This window comes from Cytobacillus firmus, from assembly GCF_023612095.1.
In the GTDB taxonomy this organism is placed as follows: Bacteria; Bacillota; Bacilli; order Bacillales; family Cytobacillaceae; genus Cytobacillus.
The window spans coordinates 1,687,497-1,706,511 of record NZ_CP086235.1 but is presented as its reverse complement, the minus strand read 5'-3'; the positions used below and the strand labels follow the sequence as shown (position 1 = coordinate 1,706,511).

Here is a 19,015-nt window from a genome sequence, read left to right as displayed (position 1 = left end):
TTTAGTATGATATAATTCTCTAGTCACATTATTGAAAGAGGATAAATTCATGAATCAGACATACAGCAAAAAACAAAAACTGCATCAGCTGCTGGTTATTTTAGTTCCAATATTAGTAACCCAGCTGGCGATGTACTCTATGACATTTATTGATACTTTAATGACCGGCCGCTATGATTCACAGGACCTGGCAGGTGTAGCGATAGGATCTTCTCTATGGGTTCCTGTATTCACCGGGCTCAGCGGAATACTCCTTGCTGTTACCCCGATTGTGTCCCACCTTGTGGGTGCAGGGAAAGAGCGTGAGGAAGTTGCTTTTTCTGTTATTCAGGGTGTTTATTTGTCCATCATTATGGCCGTCATTGTTTTTGCCGGAGGAGCATTCTCCTTAAATCCCATCTTAAGTGGAATGAATCTCGAGAACAGGGTCGATGATACAGCTTTCAACTACCTTGCAGCCTTAAGCACAGGATTGATTCCCCTGTTTGTATACAATGTATTAAGGTCGTTTATTGATGCTCTTGGGAAGACCAGAGTCAGTATGATCATCACCCTTCTTACACTGCCAATCAATGCTTTTTTTAACTATATACTCATTTATGGCAAATTGGGGTTTCCGGAACTCGGAGGAGCAGGTGCAGGCTATGCTTCATCTATTACTTACTGGCTGATCATGGTTATTTCGATTATTATTATTCATAAAAATTCCCCGTTCTCGAACTATGGAATTTTCAGAAGAATGCATGCTGTTTCTATCGGCAAATGGAAGGAAATCCTTCTTATCGGGATCCCGATCGGCTTATCGATTTTTTTCGAAACCAGTATCTTTTCAGCTGTTACTTTATTAATGAGCACATTTGAAACAGCCGTAATCGCAGCTCACCAGATTGCCCTCAATTTCGCATCACTTCTTTATATGATCCCGCTAAGCATTTCAATGGCATTAACAATCGTTGTGGGCTTTGAAGCGGGTGCTAAGAGATTCAGGGATGCTAAAGAGTACAGCTGGATCGGTGTCGGGATTGCTGTATTTATGGCCTTAATATGTGCAGCTGTTCTTTTGGCTTTCCCAAAAGAGGTGGCATCGATTTATACAAAAGACGACCATGTACTGCAATTAACAGCCGCTTTTTTAATTTATGCCATGTTCTTTCAGCTTTCAGATGCCATTCAGGCACCCGTCCAGGGAGCGCTGCGGGGATATAAGGACGTTAATGTCACCTTCATTATGTCGCTTATTTCTTATTGGATCATCGGACTGCCGTTTGGCTATTACCTGGCCAATCATACGGATTGGGGAGCCTATGGTTATTGGATTGGTTTAATTACAGGACTTGCAGCTGGGGCCATTACTTTAACAAGCCGGCTGATCTATCTGCAAAACAGAAAATACCCTGCATATATGGAAGCGAAGTAAAAATAAAAAGGCAGAAGAATACGGTTCTTCTGCCTTTCGCTTTTATTCCTGATAAATTTTCCCCAGGACGTCTTTTCCTCCAGTAACCGGGATTATGCTGCCTGTAATAAAGTCTGATTTTTCATCGGTCAGAAAACTGATGACTCGGGCAATATCCTCACCTGTACCCGGCCTTCCGACTGGTGATGCATGATCATCAACCTTCGCAGCCTCTTCGATATTTCTTTCCTTCCATTCACCGATAATATCTCCCGGACAAACCATATTTGCGGTAATTCCGTTACCGGCCTCTTCAAGTGCAATGGATTTCGTTAAAGACGCTGCCCCCGTTTTTGCAGCCGCAAATGCAGAACGGTATATCCACCCAGATGCTGCTTCTACACGATCAAAGCCTATCGTGATAATTCTTCCCCACCCATTTTCCCTCATTTTCGGTATAAACAACTTGGATAAATAAAAGATTGCATTTAAGTTGCCATTAATAAGGTAATTCCATTGTTCAAAAGAATAATCCAGCATCTCTTTTCTTTCGTGCACATAAGGACCGGCATTATTAATGACTATATCGATGACTTGAAATTCATTAAGTGCTCTTTCAGACATCTTTATACAGTCCGCCGGTAAAGAAATATCTCCCTGCAAAGCAATATTTTTAGTGCCGAATTTTTCGGTCAGTTCCCTGCATAATGAGACAGCTTCCTCTTGACTGCTACGGTAATTGATCACCAGATCGATGCCTTTAGCGGCAAGCATATTCGCCGTTCTTTTTCCGATCCCTGTTGCCCCTCCCGTGATTAAAGCTGCTTTATTTCTCACAAAATTACCCCTCAGTATTTAATTATTTTATATACATCGATACCAATATAGTAGTAATTACAGTGTATTAATGCAAATAATAAGAAGCTTTCGCCTATGATTCAGCAAGTACAAGCAAGAGAATCCATTATTAACAGATAGGCGTTTATCTGCATAGAATATATGGCTTAGTATTGAATCATTAGCCGTTGCGGCAGTTTAGCAAGGAAAGGATGAGAAGGATGTTCCCGTGGAATCTTTTTCCGTTTAATAAAGATATGAAGAATCCTCCCAGCCAAATGAAACCGGAGGAAATTGATAAATATATTAAAAATATTATGGGGCAAATGTTTCCTCAGAATATGCAGGGAATGACTGGAGCACCGGATTTTATGAAAGGCTTTAATGCTGCAGCCCCTGGAACTAATCAACAGTCAAATTCTGCACCACTTAATTCATCCGTCTTCGAAACCCATGATTATGTTTTTGTGAGATTTCCAATAAAAAACGAGGAATGGTTAAAAGAAATGAAGCTTTATCATACCTCCAACCAAATGATTATCGAGCATATTCCCGATAAGGACGATAAACATATTATTACCCTCCCTGCCATTGTCAGGAAAAAAGGATCATCCGCCAGCTGCAAAGAGGGCTATATGGAGATAAAAATACCTAAAAATATCGATATGCAATATTCAGAGATAGATGTAACGGAAATATTATAAAGGGGGCCTCCTTATGGAACTGGATAAATGGAAAGATTTAATCAAAATGACCGCACAATATCAGGATCAGGATTTCTGGGAAACGCTTATTTCACCCGGGGATTCCAATCACAATAAGAAACTTTCTTTTTCAGGTCTGGAGCAGGAAAAAATAAATCATTTTCTGTCAAATCAGGATATTTTTCCACGCTGTGACATGTATGAGAACAATGGCAACATCAAAATTGAAGCAGAGCTCCCCGGTATAAGCAAAAACGATATTAAAGTATCTCTTGTACAAAATGAACTAATTATTAAAGGAAAATGTTCAGCATTTCAGCAGCACTTGCGCTACTTTCTGAAAGAAAGACATAGCAGAACTTTTGAAAAAGTTCTGACCCTCCCTATGCCTGTTGATAAATATTCGATAGAATCATCATTTGAAAACGGGATACTTTCCATTTCTCTTCCCATCCTATTCGAAGAGAAAGAAATAATACCCATTATTGTAAAGAATGAAGAGCAGCTTTAATCAAGCAGCTTATCATAGCAGTAAAAAGGATTTTCCCGATCCATGAAGATTGCACCTGCTTTAACATATCCATTTTTCTCAAATAAACTTTGAGCCTTTTTATTCAGCGAGTATGTATCTGTTCTCATATACGATATCCCATTATTCACTGCATGATCTTCAGCAAATGCAATTAACCTGCTCGCAATCCCCTCGCCTCTTATCTCAGGATCTACGGCCAGACGGTGAAATACAAAGCAGGGCTCATCTTTTCTCCATGAGGCATTTTTATATTCCTCCGCCTGGATTTGATCAACAGTAATGGAACCTGCGATATTTCCTTCAAAGATGGCAGTGTACAAACTGCCTGCTTGGACATCAGCTGAAAAATCTTCCTTTTGGGGATAGGTCCGGTTCCATTGATCATTCCCCTCAGATTCCATAATGCTGACCGTCTTCTGGATAATTTCCATTATTTCCTTCAAATCGGCTTTGGTTCCTTTTCTAATTTCCATTTAAATCACCTGTTGTCTTTCAATTTTAACAGCTATTATTAATGTTCCAATGAATGTTGAATACATACATAGTGGGAAAGTCCATACTATAAAGAATAATATTACAAAAAAAAGACAGCCTGAAAAGGCTGCCTTTTATTCGTTCAAATATTATTTCCCGATGAACATTTGTGTCCAGTAGTTACCGTCAGCAACATGGCCAACACCAAGGTGTGTAAAGTTGGCATTCATGATGTTTTTACGGTGGCCTTCACTATTCATCCAAGCTTGTACAACTTCTTCAGGAGACTGTTGGCCCATAGCAATGTTTTCGCCTGCTGTAGTGTATGAGATGCCGAATTGCTTCATCATATCGAATGGTGAACCGTAAGTTGGGCTGTTATGGTCAAAGTATCCTTTAGACTGCATATCACGTGATTTTTCACGAGCTACTTTGCTTAGTTCTTCGTCCAATTTAAGTGCAGGCACTCCAGCTTTTGCTCGTTCCTGGTTCGTTAATTCAAGAACTTTTTTCTCGTAAGCACTTACTTCAGAAGAAGCAGGTGCTGCTTCTTTTGTCTGCTCTGCAGGTGCTTGCTGCTGTGCAGGCTGCTGCGCAGGTGCTTTTGCAGTTTCTTGTGTTTTGGCTGGTGCTTTTGCAGGCTGCTCTGCTGGAGCTGGAGCTGCAGGCTTCTGAGCTTCCTGTTTATTTACTTGAGCATTTCCCCAATTAATATTGTAGTCTTTAAGGTATTTTTGAAGAATGTTATTGATTTGTTCCTGGCTTAGGTTGCCAGATTGAGAGATTGCAATTTTTTTAGCTTGTTCAGGAGTAGGACAATTTGAAGCTGCGTCCGCCTGGTTAGCTCCTGGTGCTGATACTAATAATGCTGCTGCCGCTGCTACTGAGTAAATAACTTTTTTATTCATGTATATAAATCCTCCCTGTGTTTGTTTTCTTTGTTGTGTGGTGCTGTGTGACTTGCACAATAATCATAACACAGGGTTTTTCGTAATATTTTTGGACAGATTTTACAAATTCTTGAATCCAGCTTATCCGATAGACTTAGAAACTGGTAAATATCAGCCTGCAAGTTTCATAAATACTTATCTTAATGGGTTTATGAACACTTAAAAATGGGTAAATAGCTTTCTGTCTTTTATTGTCTTTATTGGAAGCTTCCTTATCCAGTACCATTTATATACTAAAAGATCAGTATTGACAGGTTTTTAGCCTGATACTATTTTTTACTTTTATTACACCAATGTAACAAATATGATAGGTATATGTACCCTCAAATGGGTATATATGCCCCTGGAGGAAAAATTCCTGCAGGATTACTCGATTTCAAAACAAAAAAGCAGCCTATGCTGCTTTTTAATGGCTGCCATGCTCATTGTCATCCATATTTTCTTCCTGGCTGCCTGATTCATTTTCAGGTGGACTGGGCCTGCCGATAACAAATTCCTTTTTAGGCATATTATGCATCCTGTGCGCCGTAACGTGTGAATATATATAATAGGTACCTTCTTCTTTAAAGCTTTTCTCCAGACGATAGATTCCGTTTTCAGCATGTTCAACAAGTACTTTTTCGTGTTCTTCGGCATTTGCTCTCCAGATCTCAAACTTCACTTCGTCTGCATCAGTAACCTCTTCCTCCCCATAAGTAACCTTTGCTTCAAAAACAACCGGTTCACCCGCTTTTGCTTTTTCAGGTTTTATCGATAACTTTACATCCAGGAATTGCGGCTCTTCTTCGGCTGCATTATTATTGCTGCAGGCAGCGAGGCTAATAATTATCATTACCGCAAGCCAAATAAACATTAGTTTTTTCATCAGTAGATCTCCTCTATATTTACTTTATTTCAAGCAGCGGCAGCATGATTCTAACTGTCGTCCCCTTATTTAATTCACTGAACACAGTCAGCTCGCCTTGATGGAGCTTAACCAGCTTTTCTGCAATTGCCAGACCAAGCCCTGTGCCTCCATCTGATCTTGTTCTGCCTTTATTCACTCTATAAAACCTTTGTTTAATTTTGCTTAAATGTTCTTCTGAAATCCCTATTCCTGTATCCTCTATTTCAATCAGGCATTGATCTCTCTCTTGAGATAAACGGATGCTGATTCTGCCTTCTGCTGTATATCTGATGGAATTATCCATAATATTTTGGATAACCTGCTCAATCCTGCCTTCATCACCGTTTATGATTACTTCAGGATTCAGGCGATATTGCAGATCCACATTTTTTTCACGGAGGACCGGCTTGTATTTCTCAATAGCGTCCTCTATCAACTGCGCCAATGGCAGCGGCATTTTTTCGAGTTTGTATTCGTCAGATTCAAGTTTGGATAAATCAAGTAAATCTCCAACGAGACGTTCCATCCTTCGTGATTCTCTAAGTATCAGCTGCAAGTATTTTTTTCTGTCCTCTTCGGATTTTTCCATTCCGGAAATGAGCGCCTCACTGTAGCCTTTTACATAGCTGATAGGGGTTCTTAACTCATGAGATACATTCGCGAGAAATTCCCTTTTCTTTTCGTCTTCTTTTCGTATAGAGGAGGACATATAATTGAAGGCATTGGCCAGCTGGCCAATTTCGTCCTTTGAATCAATGTTTAAATGAACATCATAGTATCCCTTTGAGACATGTTCAGCTGCATCTTTCATATCCAGTAAAGGCTTTGTCAGTTTTTTAACCAGCATCGTGCCTAAAGTGATGCTGATAACAGTAAAGACCGCCGCAGCAGCGAGCCACAGATAGGCAAAATCCCGGGTAATCTCTGAAATCTTCGCGAGGGGAACATATAAATATATAATGCCTTGAAGCCGATTATCATCAAGCAGCGGAATAATGACACCCATAATTTTTCGGTCAAACCTTTTTTCATAGCCCAGTTTTTCAACTGGAATGCCTTTGAGAAGCTCTTCACGCTCTGATTTGCCAATTAGTGTCTGATAGTCAATTTCAAAAGGCAGACAGGCACTAAGCTCTCTGGGATTACTGACAATAAAAATCTCTGTTTCGGATTTTGAATTGTACCAATCGATTTTTTTCCTGATATCCTCTGTCAAAGCCCCTCCGTGGTACTCTGAAGCCAGGCTTCTCCCTTCAGTCAGCAGGGAATCCCTGACATTATCCACATAGATCTTTTCATAAAATAAGTAAGACAATAAATAGGAATATAAGATCGTAATAATAATCGCGGCTGTTACGGTCAGCCACATTTTTTTAGCCAGGCTATTGGTCAGGAATTTCATTCATCCGGCACCTCTAATTTATAGCCAACTCCCCAGACTGTTTGAATATAATCTCCAACCCCAAGCTTCATTCTCAACGTTTTTATATGAGTATCCACTGTTCTCAAACTCCCTGTATAATCAATGCCCCATATATATTCAAGAAGCTGCTCCCTGCTTAATGCCTGGTTTTTATGTTCGATAAAAAACAGAAGCAATTCATATTCTTTTAGGGTTAGCGTGACATGCTTTCCCGCAACTAAAACTTTTCTCGCCTTCATGTCAATTGCGATCTTTCCAATTTGAATAGAATCCATGTCACTTTTTAATCCGCCTGTTCTTCGAAGGACAGCATTGATTCTGGCGACAAGCTCTCCAGGACTGAAAGGTTTGACAATATAGTCATCCCCTCCTAACTGCAGGGCTTTCACTTTATCCCACTCCTCTCCCTTAGCAGAGAGAAATATAATTGGCACATTTGATTTTTCCCTTATTCGGGAACAAACTTCAAATCCATCCTCCCCAGGCATCATGATATCCAAAATAACTAAGTCCATCACATTATTTTCAAGTATCCCATATGCTTCAAAGCCGCTTTCTGCTGAAAAGCATGCAAATCCGGAATTCCCAAGGTACATTTCAATTAAATGCCTCATATCTGCTTCATCATCTATAATCAGGATATTCAGCATGTCATTTCACACTCTCCCTAATGACTATTTTAAAAGGACCCTCTCCAACCTTGATACTTTTAAGCGTTTTTAAACTTTCCGGCTCCAGGATATGTAAATCATTGCTGTCATAACCGGCCACTAATAGCTTATGCTCTGCAAAAGCCATTTCAAAAGGATTTGCCGCAATCGAAACAGAGGCTGCTTCTTCCCCTGATTCATTAATTTTATATAACATATTTGATCCATGGCTTAGAACATATACTTGATTTTCATGTCCCAGAAAATTTATCGGCATCGAAGCGGCTGGAATTTTCTTCTTTAACTTTCCCGTTTCTTCATCATATACGTGGATATTTTGTTCAATCTCTACACCTTCTCCATGTCCGCCAATCCAGATTTCACCGTTTTTCTCATTAAGCCACGCACCGGCTGCTGAAGGATGGATCGTAAACTCCCCGCTTTTTTCTTTAGATTCAAGGTCGATCATTCCCATTTTTTTATGATTGAAGCTTAGAACAAATAACTTATTCTTTTCACGGGATTCCAGCAGGGTAAGCGGATCTATCTCAGATTCGACCTGTGTTTCTTCTTCTCCATTTAAATCAAAGAACCTGATTTTGTTTAAATACTGATCTGCTAAAACGATTTCATTCGTTTCAATCAGGATTCCATTTACGATTCCTTCTCCTGTTTCCCAGCTGTCAATCAGTTTGCCTTCCTTTAAGGAATAAAGATCAGCTGTTTCAAGCTGTTTTCCATAAAGAAGGATGGAATCATTATCCGGGAGAATTAAAGCTCCTGTATAAGGTTTCTCCATAGTCCATTCTGCCGCCAGCTCCTTTTTTTTCAGGTCGACAAAAGATATCGTCATATCCTTGATATTTACTGTGGCAGCAAAGCTAATATCCTCAGGTATTGCAGGCTGTTTCTTTTCTGAGCAGGAAGTAAGGAAGGCCGCTATGATCCATAAAAAGAAAAGCCTATACATTTTTTTTGACATACGATTTCTCCTCATGACTATCTTATCTTTATCTTACATTAATTTTGTGAGATAAATGTGAAAGGATCTTGAAATCTGCAGTAAACCTATTAATAGAAAGGCTCTTTTCGTATAAAATGTTGTTTTCGCTAACAATGTTGTCCGTCGATTTCCGCTCCAGGATGCTCAGCGAACCGCGGGGCAGGCGGTGAGCCTCCTCGACGCTACGCATCTGCGGGGTCTCACCTGTCCCGCTACTCCCGCAGGACGTTGAATAAACTTCCCCGAAAAAACACCGCACGAAGAAAATGCGAATGCATTTTCGAGGATCTCGCACCTTCCGCTCCAATCAACTCAGCAAATAAATAAAAAGTGGCGAAAAACCTTGAGAAAAAAGCCATTAAAAAAAGGAGGCCTGAACCTCCCTATTTCAAGCCTTCTGCTTCATGGATATGCATATGGATAAGTGCTGCTTTGGATTTATCATCCAGGTCTGAATGTGAAATTCTCTTAACCGCAAGGTAAAATTTTTCGTAGATAGCCTTACGGACTCTCGGATGAGAATTTTCGTCCCTTAGTTCCCTGGAGATGGCTTCCTTCAAAATGTTTTCTGCGTTAGTATCTTCTTCGAGTTTCCGGTTATTCCATAGCTTCCTGTATTCATTCAAAAGCTTTTCATAGTCTAGACTCATAACTTGCCACATCCCTTCCAAAACAGGAAACAAATATATTTCCTTAGATGTATTTTTACATAAATAAATTTATAAATGCAAAAAATACAGCTAATATGCGAGAAAGGAGAATGAGTTATGAATTCACCTTACCGGTGCCCAAACTGTAAAACAAACAGAAGCCGATTCAATATTATTCAGCAGGTGCCTCAATCCATAAAAATGGATCCTCAAACAGGGAATGTTTTGGAAGAATACAGCAGTGAACAGCTGTCCCCCTTCCATATGCCTTACAAAGGCCCTGATAAAAGGGTTCAATGTGCGGCTTGCGGACTTGTAGAAGACGAGCGGACATTCATCAAATTTGGCGAAAAACAGTAAAATGAATAAAGGCCTGAGATTCTATTCTCAGGCTTTTATTCGTTCACTAACTTATTTTCCTTTAAGAACCTTTTATTATCCACTTTCCATGGATCTGCCTGTGAAAAGCGCACAAGATTTATGCTTCCTCGAAAATGCTGTCTGCCGCGGTTTTTTATAAACCAATCTGCTTCCACCGGCACTTCCATACTCAGCTCATCTGTCAAATCTTCAGCCGGAAGGACAGGCATCGCACTTAGCCTTACATTCTCAATTCTGGGCAGGACTTTATTCCATGCTAAAGGCTGGAGGGAAATCGACTGGACAATCCTGGAATCCTGCTGTTTTAGTCCTGCCATGAATGCACTGATTACTTCATATGGATTGGCATTATTGAGATATCCTTCAAGCTTTCCTGCCGCTTTCAAAATCATTAGCTTGTGTGATAAATCCATAAAGTTTGTCCGATGTGTAGTACTGCCAAAAAAATGAATGCAAAAGTGCCCTGGAAAATTATTTTTCAGTGCACCTCCTCCATGGGGCATACCATGCATGGAAGCCGCTATCCATTGATTGCCATTAATAACTATGATGGCGCGCCGCTTCCAGCTCCATTTTCCGCCATAAATGCTTTTCATGATTTTTGTTTCTTCAGCATTTAATGGCTGAACATCTGCATGATGGCTTCCGGCACGACGCTGAACCTTAAACTTCTTGCCTGTTTCAACATCCAGAACGGTAAATTTACTGTATTTCGGCAATATCCCATTCACTTTCTCCCATGGCAGCATCTCAATCCGCCAGCTAATCCCCTCTTCTTCTGCAGAAGTATGTGTGCCTCCTGCAAAAAGAAGAAAGATGAATACCATGATTATGTTTAAAGTTTTCATAAATTCCACTCATTTATAGGTTTTTTCGGTTAGGCATTATATAATGAGTTTCCCAAAAAAAGGTTTTCTTCATTCATTCAGACAATAAAAAAATCGCACCATATGAGTGCGATTTTCTTTAACTATCCTGTTTAATTAGTTGCTTCCAGAATTTTTAACCTTTGTTCGATTTCTGCCCAATCAAGATTCTCCCCAATAAACACCATATTCAGGGGCATATTGATGTTTTCCTGCATATAAAGCGGCATTCCATAAGAAAACTGAAAAAGATACGGATACTTTGAAGAATTCAGCTTCATATACCCTTTTATTCTGTACACAGTGTCTGGAAGTCCTCTAAGAAAATCCTCAAAATCAGTCTGATTGACAGCTTTTTGAAACCGATAAACGAACGTGCTAAGCTTTAAATCAGAAATAACATGTGACCTGGATGCCTTGCTCTTATTCCCTGTGGACATACCTCTTACCTGCTTTACAGAAATCTTTGAGTATGAAGTTAAGATGGTGAACGCCTGGCTGTTCAGACCCTGAATCTCCATTGTAAGCCGCGCTTGTTCCGCCTCGGAAAGTTCATCTGCTTTATTCAAAATTATTAAGTCTGCATGCCTTACCTGCTCAATTAAAAGCTGCTGCACCTGAGGGCTTAACATATTTCGATTAAGCCATCTTGGACTGTCAACAACAGAAATAATGCCTTTTACCTGCATCCTGTCTGCAAAGAGTGGGGAAAGAATGCTATCCAGAACTTCAATGGGATGAGCAGCACCTGTAGTTTCAATATAGATCGCTTCCGGCTTTTCAACCATCAATAATTCCTGAAGCTGGGCCTCAAGCTTATCTGAAATGGTACAGCATATACAGCCGTCAAGCAGCTCTTTTAAAGGAACCCCATCATCAACTGCGTCCGAATCAATTGAAACTTTCCCAAGCTCGTTCATCATGACTGCCACTTTTCTGCCTTGCTTTTTTTCATCCTGGAGCAGCTGCTTTAGCAGCGTCGTTTTCCCGCTCCCAAGAAAACCTGATAGTATATATATTTCTGTTTTATTCATACTTTTCCCTTTCTACACCATCTGCCAGCATTTCTTCAATCATAAGCATCATTTTCTTCTCTATTAAATCAATATCCAGATTGGTTAAATACCCAACGGGATGAAACATTTCCTGTTTGCATTTCCAGATGGGAATATAAGCATTCGGAAAAAATTCATCCTCCGTCTCAATTCCCAGTTCCAGAATGGATTCATAATCATTTTCAAACACATCGTTTTCTGAAGCATGCCGGCCCTTTATCGTTCTGACCAGGTCCACTGCCAGATTTTCCTCTTCAGTTTGAAAGTCTGTTTTATACTTATTAAGAAGTTCTTCTGCAAGCTTTTCACATTTTTTTTCAATATCTGATATTTGCCTGCGGGTCTCTTCATTAAGCTTTACTACCTGCTTCAAAGGATCACCTCTTTATAGCTATCCTGTCTAATGACCCATTGTATATGATTTTACCAGTCCATACAAACCATAAGACATATTTGCTATAATTTCTATTAAGGATGGTGGAGAAAAATGCTCGATAATACTGGAGAAAGAATCATACTGGAGGAAATGCCGGTTACTAACGGAATGCTTCTGGAACATTTGGCACGTTACTATTTTTCTCTTTATTACGCTAAAGGAAGAGTGCTTGATATTGCCTGCGGTACGGGGTACGGTTCAAAAATCATGGCAAAAGCCAAGAAAAAAGAAATTAGTGAAATTGTAGCAGTGGACATTGATGACGATACACTGAAATATGCCAGACAGCATCATTATCACCCTCTCGTGCAATATATTAAAGCCAATGCGGAAGATGATTCCCTCCCAGAACAATTAGGATTCTTTGATGTGATAACGAGCTTTGAAACGCTTGAACACCTGCCATCAGAAGAAATATTCCTTAACAGTCTTTTTAAGATGCTAAAGCCGGGCGGGACTCTCATTTTATCCACACCCTTCGGCGCCGGGCGGGGGAAGCCAACAAATGAGCCCTTCCATTTTCACCAGCTGACTGAAGATGAATTTATTGAACTGTTCAAGTCTTACGGAGAGACGGAATTTTATTATCAGCGAAGTGTTCTCATTGAACCGAAAAGAGAAGGCAAACACTACCCTTTTGGGATTGCAGTCTGCAGAAAAAGTAAATGAGGAGCCTGCGGGCCCCTCATTTACTTTTAAAAGCGCCTTTCTAATTCCCGCTATTTCTTTTCAGCATCCAAAAACTGCTTAAGCGCTTCTGCATTTTCTTCAAAATCAAGCTGGAGAACCGAACCGGCATGTTCATATGTTTTATTCTCATAACTATCTTCAACAGGTACCCTAAGTGTTTCAATGTCAGTGACAGGATTCATTAAAAACTTCACACCGAGTGATAATGCTTCTTCAATCTTTAAGTCGGTTTCAACGTATTTCATTGCCTGGCTGATTACTTCCGGAAACCTTGCTAAACCGGCAGGTGATGAGAATTGGTTCATCACTTCATCTTTAAGCCCAATTAAAATTTCCTGCTGCCGGTCCACTCTCCCGAAATCACTTTGTCCGTCATGGCGAAATCTGACATATGATAAAATGTCGCTTCCCTTAAGCTTTTGCTTTCCCGGCTCCAGATCCAATCCCATATCTTCAATCATGGCGGCACTGACTTCTGCTTCAATACCGCCCGGAGCAATCGCATCAAGCATCGCAGTAAATCCCTTAAAATCAATAATTGCTGTATGATCGATTTGGACTCCGAAGTTTTGTTCTATTGTATCCTTCAATAAATCCTTGCCGCCTATATAATAAGCATGATTCAACTTGCTGTACATATATTGGTAATCCCGTATTTTTACATAGCTGTCCCTCATAAGAGAGACCAATTTAATGGAATCCCCGGAAGGTTCATAGCTGGCCAGCACAATGGCATCCGAACGTGAATCCTCTTCCCCTCTGCTGTCGACACCAATAAGCAAAAAGTTTTTCGTTTCACTTACAGTCGCTGATGGCTCTTTATTCTCCTTTTCGGACTCGCCGACCTCCGTTACCTGCCCTGCATTATTGTTATCTTTCTGCTGAAAGGACGTGCAGCCGGATAGTATAGCTGCAGCCACTGCAAATAGAATCATAATTTTTTTCAAGCAAATCACCCCTGCGCTGCTTTATAGTTAAGTTTACTACCATTGTGGGAAAGAGAAACGCTTTCTATACCCATTTTCTGGAACAGCACTTGAACTTTCCACACCTGCCTCTACTCGCTTGAGGAAGGAATCATCTCGCTTGAAAAATGACGAAAAAAGCTCTCCGAATCGGAGAGCTTTAGATTATGATCCTATTTGTTTTTTCAGCACTTCAGCTGCTTTTTGAATTTGCGTATCATTGTGGTCGATTTTTTCACGGAGTTTTTCCATCAGCCTAAGAGTAGACTGCCCTGATAATACTCCATTTTGATCAAGCTTTTCAGCAGCCTGGAATTCCTTGACAGCTGCTTCGGTTTTTTCATCGAAGAAACCGTCTTCTCTTCCAGGATTATATCCCAGAGCTTTCAGCATAGCTTGAGCTGCTTTAACCTGAGCTGAAGAAGCAGAAAGCTTTAATTCAGTGTCTGGATTAATAAATGGCAGCGAAGCATATTCCGGCAAGGCCACTTTGTGGTCAGGTGTAATCCCTTTTTTATGAATCCAATTTCCCTCCGGTGTCAGCCATTTTTCAGTCGTGAATTTCATGTTTGACCCATCGGAGAAGTCCTGTGCACGCTGGACGGTGCCTTTCCCAAACGATTTTTCACCTACAAGCGGCACATCTGCGGACTCGTGTACTGCCGCAGCCAGAATTTCTGATGCACTGGCACTTCCTTTATCAATCACAACGACTAAAGGTATATTCGGGTTTTCTTCTCTCTTTGATTTTACTTCTTCTCTGTTTCCATTGCGGTCTTCAATTTGGAATAATATCTCGCCATCCGGGACAAACAGGCTGGAGATTTCCACTGCCTGATCCAGAAGGCCGCCTGGATTCTGGCGAAGATCAAGGATTAATCCTTTCATGCCCTGCTTCTGCAGTTCATTCAAAGTTTCCACCAATTCTTTAGAAGTATTTTCCGAGAATGTTGTAATCTGTACTTTTGCAATACCATCTTCCATCATTTCCCCATAGACAGTTTCAAGCGGAATCGTATCACGTGTAATGGAAATATTCATTGGCTCATCTGTACCGGGACGCTGAACTGCAAGTTCCACTTTAGTCCCTTTTTCGCCTCTGATCAGCATAACAGCCTCAGTAGAGCTCATACCCTGAAGGCTTTTTCCATCAACGGAGAGAACCTTGTCATTTGGCCTAAGCCCTGCTTTTTCAGCAGGTGAACCCTTCAATGGGGATACAATGACTATGTAGCCTTCCTGTTCCTGGATTTCAGCTCCGATTCCTTCAAAAGAAGACGAAATACTTTGGTGAAAGTTTTCGGCTTCTTCTTCATTCATATAATCCGAGTATGGATCATCCAGCGCTTCAAGCATACCGTTAATAGCGCCATTTATAAGGTTACTTTGATCCACTTCCTGGAAATAGTTTGCTTTCAGGGTATCATAAGCTGTATACAGCTTATCAAATTCCCTTCTTTCGCTTGATCCCACATCTACTGCCTTTTCATCTCCAAAGGCCAGTGCAAAGGTAGTAATTCCAGCGGAAAGGAACACAATAAAAAACAGCAGCATTACAAAATGAAACTTTTTCATGCGGATAAAACCTGAATGGTTATTATCTGGTGTTTCAGAAGTTTCTTTGTTTAAATCTTCATTTTGCAAACTTTTCACCACTTTCGTCACCGTAAAATAACTATGTACAATCCTTAATGATTAGAATAACATTTATCGAATAAATAACAAAGAAAAATGTGTGCAGCGATTAAAAGAGCGCCAGCAAAATATGCATGGCGCTCTTTCTTATATCAGGCTACCCCATAGCCCTGGTCTTCTATCACTTTTATCAAATGTTTCTTATCAGTTTTTTCAGGGTCATAGACGATTTCTGCATGTTCATCATGAAAGGCAATCGAGATGCTTGCCACACCATCGATGGAGAGAATGGCATTTTTGACTGCCTCTTCACAATGTCCGCAGGTCATGCCTGCAACTTTAAACGAAACTTTTTCCAAAGCATGTGCCTCCTTTTTACAGTAACCTTACTTTATAATTACCTCATTAAAGGAGGTTTATAAACATCAGGTGAACAGACAGCCGGCCAGGCCATATTTCATTTGAATTAAAGCGGCAATTACATCAGGAAAATAAAAGATTAATGTTTTACCGATATAAACATATTTTATTATAAAGCCATTTTAAAACCCTCTATCAAACCTTTTCAGCTTCCAGCCCTCAGCTTCCAGCACTTTCTTAAGGGGTGAATTTATGATGTTAACCGCAATATTATGGATAAGCTTTGCACTTTCCCTAATCAGCCTAATTGCCGGAATCATGAATCAGTCATGGAAATTTGCATTAATAAGCTTCTTTCTTCTGCTGCCATTGGGTTATTCCCTAACAGGGGCAGAAAATGTGCTCCGCTTTCTATCAGGCCTTCCCGCTGTTCCCTTCATTTTAGCGGTTATTTTCTATTTCCAATCAGGAAAAAGCAGTCTGAAGCAGAAAAACAAATAAAAGAGGCCTTTTGGGCCTCTTAGATTTTTTTAACAATATCAAAGTACTCTTCCAAAGTCCATTTCTTTTCATAAATGACTTTCGCAGCTTCAAGGCCTACATAACGGAAGTGCCAAGGTTCATATTTATAACCCGTTATGGTTTCTTTTCCTTTTGGATAGCGGAGAATAAAACCATAGCGGTGTGCATTTTCAGCAAGCCACTTTCCTTCCTTTGTTTCCCCGAATTTTTCAGAAAGCTCAAGGCCTGCACTTCTGCTCGAAATATCCATGGTAAGTCCTGTCTGATGTTCACTGCTTCCGGGAATCGCCACAGCCTGGACCGCTTTTTCTTTACCAACTCTATTTACTTCTGCATCAAAAACTTCCGATTGCCGTGTAAATGAGCGATAACCGGATACAGCAAATAATTCCACACCTTCATTCAGTGCACCTGCAAACAGCTTCTCCAGCTCTTCAGCAGCATCCTTTCGCATATAGCTTTTTTCCAAATCTAACTTCCCATAAGAAAATGCGACATCCGGAATCATTAGCTTGGGGGGCTCATAGCCATCCGGAAGGCTGAATTGTTTATTCACCAGGACCATCACATTATCAGGGTTCTGGATAATATTTCTGCCATCCACAGCTTTTATATCATTAAAATATGCAGCTTCCAATGATAGGGGATCCTTTTGAATGTCTTCTTTGTCTTCATTGCCTGCTTCTCCGGCACTGTTTTCTTCTTTATTTAGTGATTCATCTTCCTTAGGGGGTTCATCAACGCTTTTCTCTTCCCCAAGGAACGGAATCTTTTCAATAAGCGGCTTTGCTTTATCCAAATACGGATCAAGCTGGCTGCAGCCGGAAAGCAGGAGACTCAGGGTCCCTGCCATAATTAAGATCTTCTTCATTCAAACTCACCTGTCTTTTTATTTCTTTGCAACATTACTATTTTAACACTACACGTCAACTAGTCCATAATCGTATTAAAAACAGGACAAACGGCACAAAATATCCTTTTTATTGATTTCAAACACACACTCATCAAAAAAATAAAACTGGCTCAGGTGAACCAGTTTCATTCTATATTATTCCTTAATAGCAGCCTCAAGTGCCACTTCAATCATTTCATTGAAGGTGGTTTGTCTCTCTTCAGCAGTCGTTTCTTCACCTGTCAGGATGTGATCACTGACTGTTAGAACAGATAGTGCTTTGCGGTCAAACTTCGCAGCAAGCGTATATAGAGCAGCCGTTTCCATCTCAATTGCCAGGATCTGATACTTTGCCCATTTTTCAAGTTCCGAATTGTCATTATAGAACATGTCTGCTGTGAAGACATTTCCGACTTTAAGGTTTAATCCTTTTTCCACACCTGCATCATAAGCTTTTTTCAATAGATCAAAATTGGCTGTCGGCGCAAAGTCAACCCCTCCGAAAGTGAGCCTGTTCATTTGGGAATCTGTAGAAGAGCTCATCGCAAGGATTACATCGCGAACCTTTACATCTTTCTGAATCGCACCACACGTTCCTACTCTAATCAGGTTTTGGACATTATAGCTTTGCATCAGTTCATTGATATAGATGGAAATGGATGGAACACCCATGCCTGTACCCTGCACTGATATGCGCTTCCCTTTATACGTTCCTGTGTAGCCAAACATGTTGCGGACTTCATTATAGCACTCCGCATTTTCTAAAAATGTTTCTGCAATATATTTTGCACGCAAAGGATCTCCAGGAAGCAGGACCGTTTCCGCAATTTCATTTTCTTTAGCACCAATATGTACGCTCATTAATCTAACCTCCAACTTAATTCTGAAGCTGATGTAAATGCTTCCAAGTCACACTATACCATATGTGACACCAGTTAGAAACAAATAAGACAGGGCATGTTTTTTGCCTGTGCGGGAAAGCTAATTTTAGCTTTTCCAAAGGAGGTTGTAATCATGCCGCAAAAAGGAATGAGCAAAAAACTCAGACAGGCAGTCCAGCATGCCAATGAGACAAATCCATCTTCGAGGGCTAATACTGAGCCTAATACATCAAAAACAGTCAAAACAAAAAGCAATCGATAACCGGAGGGACTTAATATGGGCAAAAAGCACCGCAACCGTATAAATTCACCCAAGAAAAATAATCATATTCCTGCTGAAGCCATTGTTGCAGAGCAGGAAGCTCATGGCAAGGAATTCACAGCCAACAAACGCAAAAACAGTCCGGGATCTAACATAACAGAATAAACTATTTAATAAAAATAAACAGGAGAGCTATTATGCCCTCCTGTTTTCTTATTTATCTAATATGTATCCGGTTTACTTCTTCCCAGCCGCCCGGCTTCAGCTGATAATAAAATTGCCCTCTTCTGCCTTCATCAATATAGAGTATATCTCCTGTGGAAATAAACCGGCCATCAAAATCTCCAGGGATCCGGTCATGCACATTAAACTTGCTAAAAACTGATTCAAGGCATTCATCATGAGTCAAAGCTTCGACATTTAGGCGATATACTTGCTGAAAGCCTTTTTTGCCCCTGAATTCAGGTGTTTGAAAGATCGTAACATCATACTCTCTTCTTCTGATTCTTGTTAATTCCTTCAGCATATGGCATCCCCCTCTTATTTCAGCATTACGTGAACAATA

At 40.3% G+C, this 19,015-nt stretch carries 25 protein-coding genes; 8 read left to right on the top strand and 17 right to left on the bottom strand.

Translation table 11 applies throughout. The annotated features are described in order from the left end of the window. Nucleotides 1–49 precede the first annotated feature (49 nt). Complete coding sequence (locus LLY41_RS08690; protein WP_304587528.1) at nucleotides 50–1,417, top strand: MATE family efflux transporter; 1,368 nt, start codon at nucleotides 50–52, stop codon at nucleotides 1,415–1,417. A 42-nt stretch (nucleotides 1,418–1,459) separates the two neighbouring features. Here the strand turns inward: LLY41_RS08690 and LLY41_RS08685 are convergent, their stop codons facing one another. After that, nucleotides 1,460–2,233, bottom strand: coding sequence for an SDR family oxidoreductase (locus LLY41_RS08685; RefSeq protein ID WP_304587526.1), 774 nt, complete (start codon nucleotides 2,231–2,233; stop codon nucleotides 1,460–1,462). 221 nt (nucleotides 2,234–2,454) lie between these two features. On the opposite strand from LLY41_RS08685, the gene LLY41_RS08680 reads away from it, so the two are divergent. Both LLY41_RS08680 and LLY41_RS08675 read left to right on the top strand, forming a co-directional pair. Continuing rightward, nucleotides 2,455–2,937, top strand: coding sequence for an Hsp20/alpha crystallin family protein (locus LLY41_RS08680; protein ID WP_304587524.1), 483 nt, complete (start codon nucleotides 2,455–2,457; stop codon nucleotides 2,935–2,937). Nucleotides 2,938–2,950: 13 nt separating this feature from the next. After that, entirely contained in the window at nucleotides 2,951–3,448 is a 498-nt protein-coding gene (locus LLY41_RS08675) for an Hsp20/alpha crystallin family protein (protein ID WP_095246093.1), read from the top strand. On the opposite strand, the gene LLY41_RS08670 is transcribed toward LLY41_RS08675, so the two are convergent. From LLY41_RS08670 to LLY41_RS08640, 7 genes are all read right to left on the bottom strand, one after another. After that, the gene (locus LLY41_RS08670; RefSeq protein WP_304587521.1) at nucleotides 3,445–3,942 is read right to left on the bottom strand and encodes a GNAT family N-acetyltransferase; all 498 of its coding nucleotides are present in this window, start codon (nucleotides 3,940–3,942) and stop codon (nucleotides 3,445–3,447) included. The two genes, LLY41_RS08675 and LLY41_RS08670, sit on opposite strands and share 4 nt — an antisense overlap. A gap of 150 nt (nucleotides 3,943–4,092) precedes the next feature. After that, nucleotides 4,093–4,851, bottom strand: coding sequence for a CAP domain-containing protein (locus LLY41_RS08665; RefSeq protein WP_095246091.1), 759 nt, complete (start codon nucleotides 4,849–4,851; stop codon nucleotides 4,093–4,095). Nucleotides 4,852–5,299: 448 nt separating this feature from the next. Continuing rightward, nucleotides 5,300–5,758, bottom strand: coding sequence for a FixH family protein (locus tag LLY41_RS08660; RefSeq protein WP_304587519.1), 459 nt, complete (start codon nucleotides 5,756–5,758; stop codon nucleotides 5,300–5,302). A 19-nt stretch (nucleotides 5,759–5,777) separates the two neighbouring features. Beyond that, nucleotides 5,778–7,181, bottom strand: a complete 1,404-nt coding sequence (locus tag LLY41_RS08655) for a sensor histidine kinase (protein WP_095246089.1) — start codon at nucleotides 7,179–7,181, stop codon at nucleotides 5,778–5,780. After that, a complete protein-coding gene (locus tag LLY41_RS08650; protein ID WP_095246088.1) occupies nucleotides 7,178–7,852 on the bottom strand; it encodes a response regulator transcription factor in 675 nt (224 codons plus the stop codon). Before LLY41_RS08650 ends, LLY41_RS08655 begins: the two co-directional genes overlap by 4 nt. A gap of 1 nt (nucleotide 7,853) precedes the next feature. Further along, nucleotides 7,854–8,834 (bottom strand): YncE family protein, encoded by a 981-nt coding sequence (locus LLY41_RS08645; protein WP_304587518.1) that lies wholly within the window; start codon nucleotides 8,832–8,834, stop codon nucleotides 7,854–7,856. Between the two features lie 404 nt (nucleotides 8,835–9,238). Further along, nucleotides 9,239–9,505 (bottom strand): hypothetical protein, encoded by a 267-nt coding sequence (locus LLY41_RS08640; protein WP_304587517.1) that lies wholly within the window; start codon nucleotides 9,503–9,505, stop codon nucleotides 9,239–9,241. 117 nt (nucleotides 9,506–9,622) lie between these two features. On the opposite strand from LLY41_RS08640, the gene LLY41_RS08635 reads away from it, so the two are divergent. Beyond that, a complete protein-coding gene (locus LLY41_RS08635) occupies nucleotides 9,623–9,865 on the top strand; it encodes a hypothetical protein (RefSeq protein WP_009332565.1) in 243 nt (80 codons plus the stop codon). 35 nt (nucleotides 9,866–9,900) lie between these two features. Here the strand turns inward: LLY41_RS08635 and LLY41_RS08630 are convergent, their stop codons facing one another. The 3 genes from LLY41_RS08630 to LLY41_RS08620 all read right to left on the bottom strand — a co-directional run bounded on the left by LLY41_RS08630 (nucleotide 9,901) and on the right by LLY41_RS08620 (nucleotide 12,180). Continuing rightward, nucleotides 9,901–10,734: a hypothetical protein gene (locus LLY41_RS08630; RefSeq protein WP_304587512.1), complete on the bottom strand. Its 834-nt coding sequence runs from the start codon at nucleotides 10,732–10,734 to the stop codon at nucleotides 9,901–9,903. Between the two features lie 131 nt (nucleotides 10,735–10,865). Beyond that, nucleotides 10,866–11,786 carry a CobW family GTP-binding protein gene (locus tag LLY41_RS08625; RefSeq protein ID WP_304587511.1) on the bottom strand — a complete coding sequence of 307 codons (921 nt, stop codon included), beginning with the start codon at nucleotides 11,784–11,786 and terminating at the stop codon, nucleotides 10,866–10,868. After that, complete coding sequence (locus tag LLY41_RS08620; RefSeq protein ID WP_304587510.1) at nucleotides 11,779–12,180, bottom strand: hypothetical protein; 402 nt, start codon at nucleotides 12,178–12,180, stop codon at nucleotides 11,779–11,781. Before LLY41_RS08620 ends, LLY41_RS08625 begins: the two co-directional genes overlap by 8 nt. 114 nt (nucleotides 12,181–12,294) lie before the next feature. On the opposite strand from LLY41_RS08620, the gene LLY41_RS08615 reads away from it, so the two are divergent. Further along, nucleotides 12,295–12,912 (top strand): class I SAM-dependent methyltransferase, encoded by a 618-nt coding sequence (locus tag LLY41_RS08615; protein WP_304587509.1) that lies wholly within the window; start codon nucleotides 12,295–12,297, stop codon nucleotides 12,910–12,912. A 50-nt stretch (nucleotides 12,913–12,962) separates the two neighbouring features. On the opposite strand, the gene LLY41_RS08610 is transcribed toward LLY41_RS08615, so the two are convergent. The 3 genes from LLY41_RS08610 to LLY41_RS08600 all read right to left on the bottom strand — a co-directional run bounded on the left by LLY41_RS08610 (nucleotide 12,963) and on the right by LLY41_RS08600 (nucleotide 15,892). Further along, a complete protein-coding gene (locus LLY41_RS08610) occupies nucleotides 12,963–13,889 on the bottom strand; it encodes an LCP family protein (RefSeq protein ID WP_304587508.1) in 927 nt (308 codons plus the stop codon). A 174-nt stretch (nucleotides 13,890–14,063) separates the two neighbouring features. Further along, nucleotides 14,064–15,542 (bottom strand): lmo1851 family serine protease, encoded by a 1,479-nt coding sequence (locus tag LLY41_RS08605; RefSeq protein ID WP_304588018.1) that lies wholly within the window; start codon nucleotides 15,540–15,542, stop codon nucleotides 14,064–14,066. A gap of 143 nt (nucleotides 15,543–15,685) precedes the next feature. Continuing rightward, entirely contained in the window at nucleotides 15,686–15,892 is a 207-nt protein-coding gene (locus LLY41_RS08600) for a heavy-metal-associated domain-containing protein (protein WP_095244545.1), read from the bottom strand. A gap of 253 nt (nucleotides 15,893–16,145) precedes the next feature. On the opposite strand from LLY41_RS08600, the gene LLY41_RS08595 reads away from it, so the two are divergent. Beyond that, on the top strand, nucleotides 16,146–16,394 hold the full coding sequence (locus LLY41_RS08595; protein ID WP_286137332.1) for a hypothetical protein: 249 nt from the start codon (nucleotides 16,146–16,148) through the stop codon (nucleotides 16,392–16,394). Nucleotides 16,395–16,413: 19 nt separating this feature from the next. Here the strand turns inward: LLY41_RS08595 and LLY41_RS08590 are convergent, their stop codons facing one another. Beyond that, nucleotides 16,414–17,286 carry a M15 family metallopeptidase gene (locus tag LLY41_RS08590; RefSeq protein WP_095244546.1) on the bottom strand — a complete coding sequence of 291 codons (873 nt, stop codon included), beginning with the start codon at nucleotides 17,284–17,286 and terminating at the stop codon, nucleotides 16,414–16,416. 177 nt (nucleotides 17,287–17,463) lie between these two features. Next, nucleotides 17,464–18,168 carry a purine-nucleoside phosphorylase gene (gene deoD, locus LLY41_RS08585; protein ID WP_076261031.1) on the bottom strand — a complete coding sequence of 235 codons (705 nt, stop codon included), beginning with the start codon at nucleotides 18,166–18,168 and terminating at the stop codon, nucleotides 17,464–17,466. 153 nt (nucleotides 18,169–18,321) lie between these two features. Here deoD and LLY41_RS08580 point away from each other — a divergent pair, with 153 nt between their 5' ends. Beyond that, nucleotides 18,322–18,450, top strand: a complete 129-nt coding sequence (locus tag LLY41_RS08580) for a hypothetical protein (RefSeq protein ID WP_268745125.1) — start codon at nucleotides 18,322–18,324, stop codon at nucleotides 18,448–18,450. 15 nt (nucleotides 18,451–18,465) lie between these two features. Further along, the gene (locus LLY41_RS08575) at nucleotides 18,466–18,615 is read left to right on the top strand and encodes a hypothetical protein (RefSeq protein ID WP_169799738.1); all 150 of its coding nucleotides are present in this window, start codon (nucleotides 18,466–18,468) and stop codon (nucleotides 18,613–18,615) included. Nucleotides 18,616–18,667: 52 nt separating this feature from the next. Here LLY41_RS08575 and LLY41_RS08570 read toward each other — a convergent pair whose 3' ends face one another. Next, a complete protein-coding gene (locus LLY41_RS08570) occupies nucleotides 18,668–18,976 on the bottom strand; it encodes a YodL domain-containing protein (protein ID WP_095244547.1) in 309 nt (102 codons plus the stop codon). Nucleotides 18,977–19,015 lie beyond the last annotated feature (39 nt).

Excerpts from the sequence above, each read along its gene's own strand:
- LLY41_RS08690 (WP_304587528.1), top strand. The coding sequence starts at position 50 with ATGAATCAGACATACAGCAAAAAACAAAAACTGCATCAGCTGCTGGTT.
- LLY41_RS08680 (WP_304587524.1), top strand. The coding sequence starts at position 2,455 with ATGTTCCCGTGGAATCTTTTTCCGTTTAATAAAGATATGAAGAATCCT.
- LLY41_RS08675 (WP_095246093.1), top strand. The coding sequence starts at position 2,951 with ATGGAACTGGATAAATGGAAAGATTTAATCAAAATGACCGCACAATAT.
- LLY41_RS08670 (WP_304587521.1), bottom strand. The coding sequence starts at position 3,942 with ATGGAAATTAGAAAAGGAACCAAAGCCGATTTGAAGGAAATAATGGAA.
- LLY41_RS08665 (WP_095246091.1), bottom strand. The coding sequence starts at position 4,851 with ATGAATAAAAAAGTTATTTACTCAGTAGCAGCGGCAGCAGCATTATTA.
- LLY41_RS08660 (WP_304587519.1), bottom strand. The coding sequence starts at position 5,758 with ATGAAAAAACTAATGTTTATTTGGCTTGCGGTAATGATAATTATTAGC.
- LLY41_RS08655 (WP_095246089.1), bottom strand. The coding sequence starts at position 7,181 with ATGAAATTCCTGACCAATAGCCTGGCTAAAAAAATGTGGCTGACCGTA.
- LLY41_RS08650 (WP_095246088.1), bottom strand. The coding sequence starts at position 7,852 with ATGCTGAATATCCTGATTATAGATGATGAAGCAGATATGAGGCATTTA.
- LLY41_RS08645 (WP_304587518.1), bottom strand. The coding sequence starts at position 8,834 with ATGTCAAAAAAAATGTATAGGCTTTTCTTTTTATGGATCATAGCGGCC.
- LLY41_RS08640 (WP_304587517.1), bottom strand. The coding sequence starts at position 9,505 with ATGAGTCTAGACTATGAAAAGCTTTTGAATGAATACAGGAAGCTATGG.
- LLY41_RS08635 (WP_009332565.1), top strand. The coding sequence starts at position 9,623 with ATGAATTCACCTTACCGGTGCCCAAACTGTAAAACAAACAGAAGCCGA.
- LLY41_RS08630 (WP_304587512.1), bottom strand. The coding sequence starts at position 10,734 with ATGAAAACTTTAAACATAATCATGGTATTCATCTTTCTTCTTTTTGCA.
- LLY41_RS08625 (WP_304587511.1), bottom strand. The coding sequence starts at position 11,786 with ATGAATAAAACAGAAATATATATACTATCAGGTTTTCTTGGGAGCGGG.
- LLY41_RS08615 (WP_304587509.1), top strand. The coding sequence starts at position 12,295 with ATGCTCGATAATACTGGAGAAAGAATCATACTGGAGGAAATGCCGGTT.
- LLY41_RS08595 (WP_286137332.1), top strand. The coding sequence starts at position 16,146 with ATGATGTTAACCGCAATATTATGGATAAGCTTTGCACTTTCCCTAATC.
- LLY41_RS08590 (WP_095244546.1), bottom strand. The coding sequence starts at position 17,286 with ATGAAGAAGATCTTAATTATGGCAGGGACCCTGAGTCTCCTGCTTTCC.
- deoD (WP_076261031.1), bottom strand. The coding sequence starts at position 18,168 with ATGAGCGTACATATTGGTGCTAAAGAAAATGAAATTGCGGAAACGGTC.
- LLY41_RS08580 (WP_268745125.1), top strand. The coding sequence starts at position 18,322 with ATGCCGCAAAAAGGAATGAGCAAAAAACTCAGACAGGCAGTCCAGCAT.
- LLY41_RS08575 (WP_169799738.1), top strand. The coding sequence starts at position 18,466 with ATGGGCAAAAAGCACCGCAACCGTATAAATTCACCCAAGAAAAATAAT.
- LLY41_RS08570 (WP_095244547.1), bottom strand. The coding sequence starts at position 18,976 with ATGCTGAAGGAATTAACAAGAATCAGAAGAAGAGAGTATGATGTTACG.